Source organism: Mesorhizobium sp. B2-3-15 (assembly GCF_006442875.1).
Classification (GTDB): domain Bacteria; phylum Pseudomonadota; class Alphaproteobacteria; order Rhizobiales; family Rhizobiaceae; genus Mesorhizobium; species Mesorhizobium australicum.
In genome coordinates, this window is sequence record NZ_VFVO01000009.1 from 220,529 (window position 1) to 233,228 (window position 12,700).

10 protein-coding genes and 1 pseudogene are annotated in these 12,700 nt (G+C 64.2%); 4 read left to right on the forward strand and 7 right to left on the reverse strand.

Going from position 1 to position 12,700, the window contains the following annotated elements:
• Nucleotides 1-49: 49 nt before the first annotated feature.
• The 6 genes from FJ954_RS19930 to FJ954_RS19955 all read right to left on the reverse strand — a co-directional run bounded on the left by FJ954_RS19930 (nt 50) and on the right by FJ954_RS19955 (nt 8,074).
• Nucleotides 50-631 carry a CarD family transcriptional regulator gene (locus FJ954_RS19930; RefSeq protein ID WP_015315301.1) on the reverse strand — a complete coding sequence of 194 codons (582 nt, stop codon included), beginning with the start codon at nt 629-631 and terminating at the stop codon, nt 50-52.
• Between the two features lie 369 nt (nt 632-1,000).
• Nucleotides 1,001-1,339 (reverse strand): ferredoxin FdxA, encoded by a 339-nt coding sequence (gene fdxA / locus FJ954_RS19935; RefSeq protein ID WP_015315302.1) that lies wholly within the window; start codon nt 1,337-1,339, stop codon nt 1,001-1,003.
• 229 nt (nt 1,340-1,568) lie between these two features.
• Nucleotides 1,569-1,955: an RNA-binding S4 domain-containing protein gene (locus FJ954_RS19940; protein WP_140662679.1), complete on the reverse strand. Its 387-nt coding sequence runs from the start codon at nt 1,953-1,955 to the stop codon at nt 1,569-1,571.
• A gap of 10 nt (nt 1,956-1,965) precedes the next feature.
• The gene (locus FJ954_RS19945) at nt 1,966-5,334 is read right to left on the reverse strand and encodes a helicase-related protein (protein WP_140662753.1); all 3,369 of its coding nucleotides are present in this window, start codon (nt 5,332-5,334) and stop codon (nt 1,966-1,968) included.
• A 728-nt stretch (nt 5,335-6,062) separates the two neighbouring features.
• Nucleotides 6,063-6,788, reverse strand: a complete 726-nt coding sequence (gene phbB, locus FJ954_RS19950) for an acetoacetyl-CoA reductase (RefSeq protein WP_015315305.1) — start codon at nt 6,786-6,788, stop codon at nt 6,063-6,065.
• 107 nt (nt 6,789-6,895) lie between these two features.
• A complete protein-coding gene (locus tag FJ954_RS19955) occupies nt 6,896-8,074 on the reverse strand; it encodes an acetyl-CoA C-acetyltransferase (protein WP_015315306.1) in 1,179 nt (392 codons plus the stop codon).
• On the opposite strand from FJ954_RS19955, the gene FJ954_RS19960 reads away from it, so the two are divergent.
• A complete protein-coding gene (locus FJ954_RS19960; RefSeq protein ID WP_140662680.1) occupies nt 8,061-8,288 on the forward strand; it encodes a hypothetical protein in 228 nt (75 codons plus the stop codon). The two genes, FJ954_RS19955 and FJ954_RS19960, sit on opposite strands and share 14 nt — an antisense overlap.
• Nucleotides 8,289-8,369: 81 nt before the next feature.
• Nucleotides 8,370-8,978, forward strand: a complete 609-nt coding sequence (phaR, locus tag FJ954_RS19965; RefSeq protein ID WP_140662681.1) for a polyhydroxyalkanoate synthesis repressor PhaR — start codon at nt 8,370-8,372, stop codon at nt 8,976-8,978.
• Nucleotides 8,979-8,998: 20 nt separating this feature from the next.
• Here phaR and FJ954_RS19970 read toward each other — a convergent pair whose 3' ends face one another.
• Nucleotides 8,999-10,141, reverse strand: a complete 1,143-nt coding sequence (locus tag FJ954_RS19970) for a citrate synthase (RefSeq protein WP_140662683.1) — start codon at nt 10,139-10,141, stop codon at nt 8,999-9,001.
• 93 nt (nt 10,142-10,234) lie between these two features.
• On the opposite strand from FJ954_RS19970, the gene FJ954_RS19975 reads away from it, so the two are divergent.
• A complete protein-coding gene (locus tag FJ954_RS19975) occupies nt 10,235-11,323 on the forward strand; it encodes a citrate synthase/methylcitrate synthase (protein ID WP_140662684.1) in 1,089 nt (362 codons plus the stop codon).
• A 220-nt stretch (nt 11,324-11,543) separates the two neighbouring features.
• Nucleotides 11,544-12,648: pseudogene (locus tag FJ954_RS19980) on the forward strand (patatin-like phospholipase family protein).
• The last annotated feature ends 52 nt before the right edge of the window (nt 12,649-12,700 follow it).

A 12,700-nucleotide genomic window follows, 5' to 3' on the forward strand; every position in this document is an offset into this window, starting at 1 on the left:
AAAAACCCGGCGCGAGGCCGGGTTTTCGTCAACTTGAATGCGAAAAAGCTCAGGCAGCTTCTTCCTGCTCGGCTTCCTCATTGTCGGCCTTGGCGCCACGCTTGGGGCCTTTGTTGAGGTTGACCTCGATCAGGCGCACGGCTTCGGTTTCCGACATGCGGTTGACGGCCGCGATCTCGCGGGCCATGCGGTCGAGTGCCGCCTCGTAGAGCTGGCGTTCGGAATAGGACTGCTCCGGCTGGTTGTCGGCGCGATAGAGGTCGCGCACGACTTCCGAGATCGAGATCAGGTCGCCCGAATTGATCTTGGCATCATATTCCTGGGCACGGCGCGACCACATGGTGCGCTTGACGCGGGCGCGGCCCTGCACGACCTTCAGCGCGCGCTCGACATAATCCTCTTCCGACAGCTTGCGCATGCCGATCGAGGTCGCCTTGGCGACCGGCACCTTCAGGCGCATCTTGTCCTTCTGGAAGTCGATGACGAACAGTTCCAGCTTGTGGCCGGCCACTTCCTGCTCGTCGATCGAGACGATCTGGCCGACGCCATGCGCCGGATAGACGATGAACTCGCCGGTCTTGAAACCGTGACGTGCAGCTGTGGACTTCTTCTGCGGGGTGATCGTTGCCATTACGCCCTGAACTCCTTGTTGTGGGCCGGCGGCGGTGCCGGCTGAACTCACGTGATCGGGGTCACCGATCATTAGCCGCACAACAGATGAACCCACCGGAAAAGCCGGGACCGGCAAACCGCAACAACTGCGACCGCCTGGCCCAGATCGCTCTGGTCCGGAATGGGATTTTCACCTTTCAGTGATTTGGGGCGTCTGCGCCATAAATCGACGTTGTGTCACCGGCATGTTTCGCTGATGTAACACAAAAAGTCGGAAGAATCAAGGTTTTGCTGCGTAAGCGAAGGCCACAACCAATCGCCGCCTGTCAAGGCGGTTAATCCGGCGTGCCTGTTACGCTGCGTCATACAAGCCTTTACAGCGGTGTTGTCAATCGCCTTCGCCGGGCTCGGCGGAGAAGTATTTCTCGAATTTGCCGGCCTCGCCGTCGAAGCTCTTGGCGTCGGCCGGCGGCTCCTTCTTGGCGGTGATGTTGGGCCATTTATCGGCATATTCGGTGTTGATCTGCAGCCATTTGTCGAGGCCGGACTCGGTGTCGGGCTTGATCGCGTCGGCCGGGCATTCCGGCTCGCAGACGCCGCAGTCGATGCACTCGTCGGGATGGATGACGAGCATGTTCTCGCCTTCGTAGAAACAGTCGACCGGACAGACCTCGATGCAGTCCATGTATTTGCATTTGATGCAGTTGTCGGTCACGACATAGGTCATCGGTCGGCTCCGGGACGTCCCGTTTTTGTTGGCTTTTTCCGTGAGGTAACGCCTTTATGGGCTGCTTGCAAGGGTAGCCATTCCCAGCGGCGCCAGAGTTTGGGAATTGAATTTCAGGTCGGCGGTGCCGCGACGGTCCCGCATCCCTCACCGACGTTGGTTTGCCGTGCAAAAATTCCCTTTTAGTTGCCGTTGCCGCGGGAGCGCACATCTGCGTCGATCGGCAGGCTCAATCTTCGTCGCGCAATCGGTCGGTCTGGCGACGCTCTTTTTTGGTCGGGCGGCCGCTGCCTGCCTCGCGCGGCGCCGCGATAGCGTCGGGCGGGGCGTCGCCCTTTGGTGCGGGCGGAGGCGACATGTCTTGATAAAGAGTGCGGGCTTCCTCGGACGGGCCGCGCCGCGCGCCAGCGCCGAGCACCTTCCAGACGAAGATACGCCGGTCGAGTGTGATGGTCAGCACGTCGCCTGGCTTGACCAGATCGGAAGCCTGCGCTGCTTTGTCGCGATTGATGCGCACGCGGCCGGCGACCACCAATTTGGCCGCCAGCGAGCGCGATTTCACCGCGCGCGAGAAGAACAGCCATTTGTCGATGCGCTGACGGCCTTCAGCAACCATCGAAGCGAGTTTACTTCTTCAATTGGTCGCGCAATGCGGCGAGCTTGGCGAAGGGTGAGTCCGGATCGAAACGCACCGGGCGCTCCTCGCGCGGCTTGGGCTGGAAAGCGGGCTTTCCGCCGCGATCGGCACCCTTGCCTTCCGGCCTGCCGCCCTTCCAGTCTGGCCGGCCTTCGCGGCGCTCGGGACGCTCGCCCTGCGGGCGGCCGTCGCGGCGCTCAGCACCCTCAGCTTGCGGCTTGGGCTTGAACTTCGAGCGGTCGAAGCGCGGCTTTCCGGCGCCGTCGCGGCGTCCTTCGTGTGTGGGACGGTCCGCGGGCGCGGCTGTTGCCTGTTCACCGCCGGCCGGCGCGTTGCTTCGGCCGCGCGCCTGTCCGTTTTGCGGCCGGTTGTTGCGGCCGTCGCGATGACGCGGACGCTGGTCGAAGCGACCTTGGCGCCACAGCAGGATCGGCTTTGGCGCTTCGGCTTCCGGCACGGGTTCGCCGGCGGCTTCCGCCACGGCAGCCGGTTCGGCGGCTTCCGTCGACGCGGAGGTTTCGACGGCGGGCTCCGCCGCTGCGGTTTCCTCCGTGGGTGCCGCGTCCACCTCGGCAGTTTCAGGTTCGGCCCGCGGCTCAACCGGCGCCGGCTCGGCGGCTTCAACAGCGGCTTCGGCTATAGGTTCCTCCGCAACTTCAGCGGTGGCTTCCGCCTGCTCTTGCGCGACAGCTTCCACCGGCGCGTCGGCGGCGACTTCGGCTGGAACCTCCGTCTCCACGTCGGTTGCCGCATCCGGCACCAGTTCAACTCCCTCGGCGGCCGACTCTTCCGCCGCCTTGGCTTGTTCCGCGCGGGCTGCTTCTTCGGCTGCCTGCCTGGCCGCAGCGGCTTCCCGCGCGGCATTGTCCTGTGCTTCCAGCCGTGCCTTGACTTCCGCAGCCGGCTTCGGCTCGGCGCGATAGCCGAGACCCTTGAGGATCTCTTCCATGTCGTCGGCGGTGGCGCCAAGGATCGACATCATCGGCGGCGTCACCATGAAGGACTGGCCGTCATAGGCGCCGTCCGGACGCTGGCCAAGGCCGGGCTTCCAGTTGGTCGCCGGGCGGATCAGGTCGGCCAGCCGCTCCAGAATGTCGATGCGCACGGCGCGGCGGCCGAGATTGCGGTAGCCAGCGAGCTTGTAGAAGGCCTTGTCGAAGGCCGGGTCGATGACAACAGAGGTGCGGCCCGAGGCCAGCGCGTGGACGACGTCGCCGAAGCCTGGCTTGTCCTTGCCGTCGTTCTTCAACGCCCACAGCAGCGTCACCAGCCCGGCGGGTGCCGGCTTGATCAGCGCGGGCACGAACACGTGGTAGGCGCCGAAGCGGACGCCAAGCCGGCGCAGCGCCGCGCGGCCTTCCTGGTCCAAGGATTTCATCTCTTCGGCGATGTCACGACGGTTGATGAGGCCGAAATTCTCGACCAGCTGGAAAGCGATGCCACGGCCGATGCCGGAAATCTGCTCGGCGTTCTTCAGATCGACCAGCGGCTTCAACAACGACTCGATCTGGAAATTGACGAAGCGTTCGGCGCGCGCCGCGACCTTGTCGCGCGCCGGGCCCGTCAGCTGTTCGTCAGCCAGCAACACCAGGCGCGGCTTCAGCGCGTCTTCGCCCGAGACCAGCGTGCCTATCGGCGCGCCGATCCAGCGCAGCGTGCCGTCCGAACCGAGCGCGAGATCGCCATTGGCGCAGGCGCCGAAGCGCTCCGCGCGTGCCTCGAACTCGGCGGCAAGCGCCTTTTGCGCGGCAGTGCGCACGGCCTTGGCGTCTTCGCCGCCGGCGGTCTGGTCGGCGGTGAAGCGGAACCCTTGCAACTCGCCGACATGATGGCCTTCGACAAGGACGGTTCCGGTAGGACTGATTTCGGCTTCAGGCATGGTATTTTCTCTAAGGCGCCGCATGAGGACGGAAGTCCTGCGGTCTACGAAGCGTTTCGTCAACCGCTCATGCAGCGCATCCGACAATCTGTCTTCGATTTCGCGCGTCTTTTCCTGCCAGTGTGCCTGATCGGCCAGCCAGCCGGGCCGGTTCGACACGAATGTCCAGGTGCGGATCTGGGCGATGCGGTGGGACAGCGTGTCGATGTCGCCCTCGGTGGTGTCGGCGCGGCGCACCTGTTCGGCCATGTAGTTCTCGTCGACATGGCCCTGCCGGGCGAGGTCCATGTAGATCGAGGCGATGAGGTCGGCATGCTGGGCAGGCGCGATCTTGCGATAGTCGGGCAGGGCGCAGGCTTCCCACAGCAGCGCCACGCGCTTGGCGTTGGTGGCGAGCGCGCGGATGTCTTCGTCGCGGGAGAGATGTTCGAGCGCTTGCGCATCGACGGCCGGCAGCGCGCGTGTCAGGCCCTCGACCGGAGCGTTGGTTTCGATCGAGCGCTTCAGCGCATCGAGGCTGGCGAAATCGAATTGGGCGGTGCGCCACTGCAGCACCTTCACTGGGTCGAAGTCATGGCCCTCTATCTTCTGCACCAGGTCCTCGTCCAGCGGATCGACCTGGCCGGTGACGCCGAACGTGCCATCGCGCAGATGCCGGCCGGCGCGGCCGGCGATCTGGCCGAGTTCGGCCGCCGTCAGATTGCGGTACTGGTAGCCGTCGAACTTGCGGTTCTGGGCGAAGGCGACATGGTCGAGGTCGAGGTTGAGGCCCATGCCAATCGCATCGGTGGCAATGAGATAGTCGACATCGCCCGACTGGAACAGCGCCACCTGAGCATTGCGGGTGCGGGGCGACAGCGCCCCGAGCACGACGGCCGCACCACCCTGCTGGCGGCGGATGAGTTCGGCGATGGCATAGACCTCGTCGGCGGAGAAGGCGACGATCGCGGTGCGCCGTGGCAGGCGGGTCAGTTTCTTGGAGCCGGCATAGGCGAGGTGCGACAGCCGCGGCCGCGTCACCACGGAGATGCCTTTCAGCAGCCGCTGGAGAATGCCGTGCATGGTGGCCGCGCCAAGCAGCAGCGTCTCCTGGCGGCCGCGCAGATGCAGGATGCGGTCGGTGAAGATATGGCCGCGCTCGAGGTCGCCGGCCAGCTGTACCTCGTCGATGGCAACAAAGGCGGCGTCGGTTTCACGCGGCATGGCTTCGACGGTGCAGACCGAATATCTGGCGCCCGGCGGCTGGATCTTCTCCTCGCCGGTGATCAGCGCCACTTTGTTGGCACCGACCTTTTCGCAGACGCGCGTGTAGACCTCGCGGGCCAGCAGCCTCAGCGGCAGGCCGATGACACCGGTTTCGTGCGCCACCATCCGCTCGATGGCGAGATGGGTCTTGCCGGTATTGGTCGGCCCAAGCACGGCGGTCACGTCGCGGCCCGACAGGATCAGCGGCTCGTTGTGTTTCGGCTGGATGTTCATCGGCTCGGAAATAAGGCTTTCTGGCCTCTCGTGGTCGGGAGCGTGCCAGGACGGCGCGTATGACAGCCGACACATAGGGATTTCGGGCGCGAAGCGAAAGCAGAATGTTCCGGCAGGGTTCCGGAGACGCCCGCCTCACTCCGCAAATCAGCCCCTGCTTAACAGTTGGAACGAGTCTGGAACGAATCAGCGACGAATCGGCGACTCCGTCAGATTCAGCTTTTGTTCACGGCTAGATATGGATTTCGTGACCACGAGTCTCACCACATGCTGAATCACCGAACTGGCCCGTTTTATGCTGGGCGGGTCCTGCCGTTACTTTCGCCGGGAACGATGGGGGCGATTCGGTGCGCGCCCCGTTAAGCTTATGAAAGTGTTAATCTTTCTAAACTCGGCGTTAAAGAACAGCAGCTTATCGCGGCCATTAATCTTAACATTGGGCTCAAAGCCGGAACGAATCGGAGACAAAGTAGCGCCGCACGTATTTTCTCTTTTTGTTCCCTCAATATCTTGTGTTGTGAACAGCTTATCCACCGAGAATCCACAGGCTTAACCACAGGGTTCGCACAGACGCGCCAACCGGCATTAACCTTTGCGTGCCGCATTGGGGCATTGCGTCACAGCGATGTCTCCCAAGAGTCAGGCCATTTGGAAGCGGACCGATTTTCCGGTCCGCCTATCGCAGGGTACGCATGAATCCGCAGCGTTGGACTGCGCGAGCAGACGTCTCAGACGAAGTACTGGCCGCCATTGGCGGTGAGGGTCGAGCCGGTGATGAAGCCGGCATCTTGCGAAGCGAGGAAGACCACGCAGCGCGCGATCTCTTCCGGTTCGCCAAGGCGGCCCACGGGGATTTGCGGGATGATGCGCTCGTTGAGCACCTTTTCGTCGATTGCCTTGACCATCTCGGTAGCGATGTAGCCAGGGCAGATGACGTTGACGGTGATGCCCGCGCGGGCGCCTTCCTGGGCGAGCGCCTTCGAGAAGCCGATGTCGCCGGCCTTGGCGGCGGAGTAATTGACCTGACCGGCCTGGCCCTTCTGGCCGTTGATCGAGGAGATGGTGATGACGCGGCCGAACTTGCGGTCGCGCATACCTCCCCACAGCGGATGGGTCATATTGAAGACACCGGACAGATTGGTATCGATCACCTCTTTCCACTGCTCGCGGGTGATCTTGTGGAACATGGCGTCGCGGGTGATGCCGGCATTGTTGACCAGCACCGAGACAGGGCCGAGGTCGGCCTCGACTTGTTTGATACCAGCCGCGCAAGCGTCATAGTCGGCGACCGACCATTTGTAGACCGGAATGCCGGTCTGCGCCTTGAACTTCGCCGCCGCCTCGTCGTTGCCGGCGTAGTTCGCGGCAACCGAATAGCCGGCGTTCTTCAAAGCGATCGAGATCGCCGCGCCGATGCCACGCGATCCACCCGTGACGATTGCAACCTTGGTCATGCATTTCCCCTTTTTGAAATCGCCCTGTTGTCGGGCTTGGCAGGCACTGGATTTGCTACAGGCACCACATGTGAAACGGGCGGCTTGCGCCGCCCGTCCAAAGTCTATCAGAAAGCCTCCACGCACATGGCGACGCCCATGCCGCCGCCGATGCATAGGGTGGCCAGTCCCTTCTTGGCGCCGCGTCGGCGCATTTCGAAGACCAGCGTGTTGAAGATGCGGGCGCCCGAGGCGCCGATCGGGTGGCCGATGGCGATGGCGCCGCCATTGACGTTGACGATCGAGGGGTCCCAGCCCATGTCCTTGTTGACGGCGCAGGCCTGTGCGGCGAACGCCTCGTTGGCCTCGACAAGGTCGAGATCCCCTGCCGACCAACCGGCCCGTTCCAAGGCCTTGCGTGAAGCGGGAATGGGTCCGGTGCCCATGATCGCCGGATCGACGCCGGCGGTCGCCCAGGAGGCGATGCGCGCCAGCGGGGTGATGCCACGCCTTGCGGCTTCCGCTTCGCTCATCAGCAGCGCGCCGGCGGCACCGTCATTGATGCCGGAGGCATTGGCGGCGGTCACCGTGCCATCCTTGTCGAAGGCCGGCTTCAGCTTGGTCATGGCATCGATCGTGGCGCCGTGGCGGATGTATTCGTCCTGATCGACAACCGTATCGCCCTTCTTGCCCTTGATGGTGAAGGCGACGATCTCGTCCTTGAACTTGCCCGCCTTCTGCGCGGCCTCGGCCTTGTTCTGGGAGGCCAGTGCGAACTGGTCCTGGTCGTCGCGGGTGATCTGGAACTGGCGGGCGACGTTCTCGGCGGTGTTGCCCATGTGGTAGCCATTGAAGGCGTCCCACAGCCCGTCCTTGATCATGGTGTCGATCATCTTGTAGTCGCCCATCTTGACGCCGGCGCGCAGGTGCTCGGCGTGCGGCGACAGCGACATCGATTCCTGGCCGCCGGCAATGATCACCTTGGCGTCGCCGGTGGCGATCTGCTGCATGCCGAGCGCGATGGCGCGCAGGCCCGAACCGCAAACCTGGTTGAGGCCCCAGGCGGTGGTCTCCTTGGGCAGTCCGGCAAGGATCGAGGCCTGGCGGGCCGGGTTCTGGCCTTGCGCCGCGGTCAGCACCTGGCCGAGGATGACCTCGTCGATCTCGGCCGGTTCGACCCCGGCACGCGCCAAAAGTTCCTGCACGACGACGGCGCCGAGCTCATGCGCGGGCGTGGCGGCGAAGGCGCCGTTGAAGGAGCCTACAGCCGTGCGCGCGGCGCTGGCAATGACAATGGAAGCGGACATTTTCTTCTCCAGACTTCAAGGGTGTTGTTGTGCCGTTGAGGACTTTTTTGCCCTTTCCCAACCCCAAGTCAAACCGGAAATCGGCATGGCGCCGATGCGCCGCAAGCGGGCCGCGCATCGCGGTGTCGGCGGTCCGGTCGCTGCCGCGCAGCATATTTTGCCTGCTATGCAGCATTATGTGATCCCGCAGTGCACAAACTGCTTGGAATTATGAGGCTTTTGCGCATATCCTCGAAAAAGGCGCAATCGTTACCGGCTGCTTACTCAGGCGCGCCGGTGTCCGGGGAGGATGCAGATGGCCGCAAAAGACGACCCTATCATTATCAAGAAATACGCCAATCGCCGCCTCTATAATACGGGGACGAGTACGTATGTGACGCTCGAGGATCTGGCCGAGATGGTCAAGAAGGGCGAGGAGTTCACCGTCCAGGACGCCAAGACCGGCGACGACATCACGCATCCGGTGCTGACCCAGATCATCTTCGAGCTGGAGAACAAGGACGGGCAGAACATGCTGCCGATCCCGTTCCTGCGCCAGCTGATCGCCTTCTACGGCGACCAGATGCAAATGATCGTGCCGAGTTTCCTCGAGCAATCGATGATCGCCTTTTCCAAGGAACAAGAGCGGTTCCGCGAGCAGATGAAGGGCGCCATCGGCAAGTCGCCACTGGACGTTATGAAAATGGCGACACCGATCAAGGCGCTGGAAGAACAGACGCGCCGAAACATGGAAATGTTCCAGAACGCGATGCGGCTGTTCACGCCTTTTCCGCCCGCGGGCCCGGCACCGGCAGCGGCCCCCGCCGAGCCGGCCAGGAAGGACGCGCCGGAGAAGTCCGACGATCTGCAGCAGTTGAAGGACCAGATCGCGGCCATGCAGCGCAAGCTCGACACGATGTCATGAGCGCATAGCGCTCACGCGATTTACGGCAGCAATCCCTCATAGCGGCCGCGCGGCCGGATGATGCTGCCGCTCACGATCTGTTCGACCAGATGTGCCGCCCAGCCGACGCTGCGTCCAAGCGCGAAGAGGTGGAACGGTGCATCGCGCGGCAAGCCAAGGCTGCGCGCCAGCACGGCCAAGGCAAAATCGATATTCGGTTGGGCGCCGGTCGCCGCCATGGCGGCGGTTTCCAGCGACCGCAATGTTTCATCGGTGTTGTCGAAGGCCGCCAGAAGCGCCGTGGCCCGGGGATCGCCCTCGGGATAGAGCTGGTGGCCGAATCCCGGCAGTGGCCGGTCGTGGCCAAGCCAGCGCCGGATCGCGGCATCGGCACCATGCCGTCCCGCGTCTTCGGCGAGTTGCATTACCGCTTCGCCGGCGCCGCCGTGGCGGGGACCTGACAGTGTCGCCAGGCCGGCCAGCAGACAAGCGGCGGGCGAGGCTCCGGTCGAGGCGGCGACGCGGGCCGCGAAGGTCGACGCATTGAGTTCGTGATCGGCAAGCAGCACAAGCGCACGCCGGATCGCATCCGCGCCTTCATCGTCCACCGACCAGCCCCGCGCCAATCGCTGGTGCACCGGTTCCGGCCCCGCCTCGGCACCGAGGGCGCTGGCCAGCACACCGATCGCGCGTGCGGCATCAGTGCACAGCGAGGCAGCATTTCGTCCAAGCGAAGACCGCGCCTGGCCGGCAAGCAAAGCGAGTTGCACGAACGCCTGGGCGCGGCCGGTCGGGCGCGGCGCATCTGGTGGCGACGCTTCGAAATGGACCGGGCCGGACAGAGCCCAGAGCAGTCCAGCGGTTTCTTCCAGCGTGGCATGATCGGACAGCGCAACGGCATCCCGGCCCCGATAGATGAGGTTGCCGTGCGAGACGGTCGAGATCGCGGTGACGAGCGACGGCTCGCCCCAGGCGATCGCGCTTTCGGCAATGGCCGAGGGGCTGCGCCCGCGCGCCCTTCGCGTTGCCAGCGCCGCGATGTCGTCGGCGCGGTACTGGCTGCGGCGCGGATCGGCCCGATCCGGGCGCATGCCGATGCGACCGCGGCTGACATAGGCATAGAGCGTCTGCGGCCTCACCCGGAGCCTTTCCAGCGCCTCTTCCCGCGACAACCATTCGGACATATCGAGCTCAGATATTGATTCTATTGATCAAGATTGATGCTTATGGCGCCCATCCTTATCTCCCACCGGGAAAAGCTTCAAGGAGACAAGACCATGGCGAATGGCCTCGATGATGTGGTGGCGGCCGAAACCGTGCTGTCCGACGTGGATGGCCTGGGCGGCCACCTGACGATCCGAGGCCATTCGCTTGGGGACTTGGCTGGACGATGGAGTTACGCCCGGGTCGTCCGCCTGCTGCTGGACGGCTTCTTCGACGATCTGCCCGGTGACGCCGAACTGGCGGCAAGGTTGGGCGGGGCACGCACCGAGGTCTTCGACCGGCTCGCGTCTTCGCTGCCCCTGCTGGCGCCGCTCGAAATCTACAGCGCCATGCGCGCCGGCATGGCCTTGCTGCCGGATGGCGAAACGCTGGCGGACGCCTTGCGGCTGATTGCTGCGCCGGCGGTGCTGACGCCGGCCTTGCTGCGCCTGCGGCGCGGCGAGCAGCCGATCGCACCCGACGGCAAGGCGGATCATGCCACCGACATGTTGCGGATGCTCAGGGGATCGGTCCCGTCGCCGGCATTGGCAAACGCGCTCGACACGTATCTGGTGACCGTTTGCGATCATGGCCTCAATGCCTCGACCTTCGCCACCCGCGTCGTCGCTTCGACCCTGGCGGGCCTGACATCGTCGGTGCTGGCCGGGCTTGGCGCGCTCAAGGGGCCGCTGCATGGCGGCGCGCCCGGCCCGGTCATCGAGATGCTCGACGCCATCGCCGCGCATGGCGATGCGGCCACCTGGCTGCGCGACGAGATCGCGCATGGCGAACGCATCATGGGCTTCGGTCACCGCATCTACCGCGTGCGCGATCCGCGTGCCGATGTCCTGAAAGCGGTGGTGCGCAAGCTTGGCGGTGAGGGCGACACCGGCAGGCGGCTGGCTTTCGCCGAGACGGTCGAGCAAACCGCGCTCGACGTGCTCCGGGTCGCCAAGCCGCAGCGTTCGCTGCAGACCAATGTCGAATTCTACACCGCACTGGTGCTGGAAGCGGCAGGGTTTCCGCCCGAGGCGTTCAGCAATGTCTTCGCAGCCGGACGCGTCGCCGGGTGGGTCGCGCACGCGCGCGAGCAGCAGACCACCGGACGGCTGATCCGTCCGCAGTCACGCTATATCGGGCCTGTGCCGGACCTCGTCGCCTAGCTCCCATTTGCCTGGCTTCATGTCTGTTTCGAAAGCCGCGGTCTCTCCGCATGCAGCGATTGGCTTTCGCATGACCGAAATTTCATGTGATCACGCGAGCGTGTTCGTGTTCTTGCCTTGGCCCATCCTTATATGCTGCACTGCAACATAAGCTGGCGATAGCTGCTTCCTTCGAATGACGTTGGGGGGCGGGCTGGCGTATCAGGATGACAGGAACGCCATGACGAAGAACGGCAAGGCGGAGGAAAAGAAGAAGATCAACATCGCTCTCCAGGGTGGCGGCTCGCATGGCGCCTTTTCCTGGGGCGTGCTCGACCGGCTGCTGGAGGATGGCAGGCTGGAGATATCGGCGGTGTCCGGTACCAGTGCCGGCGCGATGAACGCGGTGGCGCTGGCTGACGGTTTTGTCAGAGGCGGGGTCGAGGGCGCGCGCAAGAAGCTGGACGATTTCTGGCGCGCGGTGGCGGCGAAGGGACGGTTCAGCCCGGTGCAACGCATGCCGTGGGATGTCGCCTGGGGCAATTGGTCGATCGAGAACACGCCGGGTTATGTCTTCTTCGACACCATGTCGCGGGTATTCTCGCCCTATGTCGCCAACCCGCTCGGCCTCAATCCGCTGCGCGACGTCGTCGCGCAGGAGATCGATTTCGGGAATGTCCATGCCTGCAAGCCGATGGAACTGTTCATCTCCGCCACCAATGTCGAGACAGGGCAGTTGCGAGTGTTTTCCGACGGCGAGATCGATCTCGACACAGTGATGGCCTCGGCCTGCCTGCCGCAACTGTTCCGTGCTGTCGAGATCAAGGGCGTGCCCTATTGGGATGGCGGCTATGGCGGCAACCCGGCGCTCTATCCGTTCTTCAAGACGGCGGCGACCGAGGACGTGCTTCTGGTGCAGATCAACCCGGTGGTGCGCGAGGGAACACCGAGAAGCGCCAACGAGCTTCAATGCCGGGCTGCTGCGCGAATTCCGCTCGATCGCCTTCGTCAAGGAACTGATCGCCGCCGGGCGTCTGCCGCATGGCGAATACCGGGACATCCGCATGCACCGCATCGATGCCGACGAGGCGTTCAAGGATCTGTCGGCATCCTCGAAGGTCAATGCCGAATGGGCCTTCCTGACCTATCTGCGCGACCTCGGCCGCACCGCCGCCAGCGACTGGCTTGAAGAGAATTACGCTGCCGTCGGCAAGCATGCCACGCTCGATCTCTCGGGCGAACTCGACGACGGTTTCAAGCCGGTCCGCGGTCCAGCACCGGGCCGTCGCGTGAAGGAGTTTCTCGCCGTTCGCAAGAATCCGGAGGCAGAGCGCCGTCGGGCCTGAGCCCGCCGGCGGCATGGCGGGGTCTCCGCAGCAGCGCGTAGTCCAGCGCTGC

What these genes read in the sequence shown, in the direction of transcription:
- phaR (WP_140662681.1), top strand. Translation starts at nt 8,370, where the DNA reads ATGGCCGCAAAAGACGACCCTATCATTATCAAGAAATACGCCAATCGC.
- FJ954_RS19940 (WP_140662679.1), bottom strand. Translation starts at nt 1,955, where the DNA reads ATGGTTGCTGAAGGCCGTCAGCGCATCGACAAATGGCTGTTCTTCTCG.
- fdxA (WP_015315302.1), bottom strand. Translation starts at nt 1,339, where the DNA reads ATGACCTATGTCGTGACCGACAACTGCATCAAATGCAAATACATGGAC.
- FJ954_RS19955 (WP_015315306.1), bottom strand. Translation starts at nt 8,074, where the DNA reads ATGTCCGCTTCCATTGTCATTGCCAGCGCCGCGCGCACGGCTGTAGGC.
- FJ954_RS19970 (WP_140662683.1), bottom strand. Translation starts at nt 10,141, where the DNA reads ATGTCCGAATGGTTGTCGCGGGAAGAGGCGCTGGAAAGGCTCCGGGTG.
- FJ954_RS19975 (WP_140662684.1), top strand. Translation starts at nt 10,235, where the DNA reads ATGGCGAATGGCCTCGATGATGTGGTGGCGGCCGAAACCGTGCTGTCC.
- FJ954_RS19930 (WP_015315301.1), bottom strand. Translation starts at nt 631, where the DNA reads ATGGCAACGATCACCCCGCAGAAGAAGTCCACAGCTGCACGTCACGGT.
- FJ954_RS19945 (WP_140662753.1), bottom strand. Translation starts at nt 5,334, where the DNA reads ATGAACATCCAGCCGAAACACAACGAGCCGCTGATCCTGTCGGGCCGC.
- FJ954_RS19960 (WP_140662680.1), top strand. Translation starts at nt 8,061, where the DNA reads ATGGAAGCGGACATTTTCTTCTCCAGACTTCAAGGGTGTTGTTGTGCC.
- phbB (WP_015315305.1), bottom strand. Translation starts at nt 6,788, where the DNA reads ATGACCAAGGTTGCAATCGTCACGGGTGGATCGCGTGGCATCGGCGCG.